This is a genomic window from Escherichia sp. AM3 (assembly GCF_032029835.1).
GTDB lineage: Bacteria > Pseudomonadota > Gammaproteobacteria > Enterobacterales > Enterobacteriaceae > Escherichia > Escherichia coli.
On the sequence record NZ_JAVUPQ010001066.1, the window covers coordinates 1 to 261 of the forward strand.

The 261-nt window shown below is 56.7% G+C and carries 1 protein-coding gene; it reads left to right on the top strand.

All coding sequences use genetic code 11. The features are described from left to right. A partial coding sequence (locus RTW80_RS29725; RefSeq protein ID WP_312721731.1) for a GGDEF domain-containing protein occupies positions 1–261 on the top strand: 261 nt, incomplete at both ends.

The following is a 261-nucleotide window of genomic DNA, read 5'->3' on the forward strand; positions in this document are numbered from 1 at the left end:
TGCTTCAGCTTCGCGAAGCAAATGCGGCGCTCATTGCTCACTCTTACACCGACGCCCTCACCGGCCTGCCGAATCGTCGCGCCATTTTTGAAAACCTTACCACCCTGTTCTCACTGGCGCGCCATCTTAACCGCAGGGTCATGATGGCCTTTATTGCCCTCGATGATTTCAAGCGAATCAATGACCAGTACGGGCATGAGGCGGGCGATCGCGTCCTCGTACAGGTTGGCAAGCGGCTGACTCACGAGCAAACGCAGGATG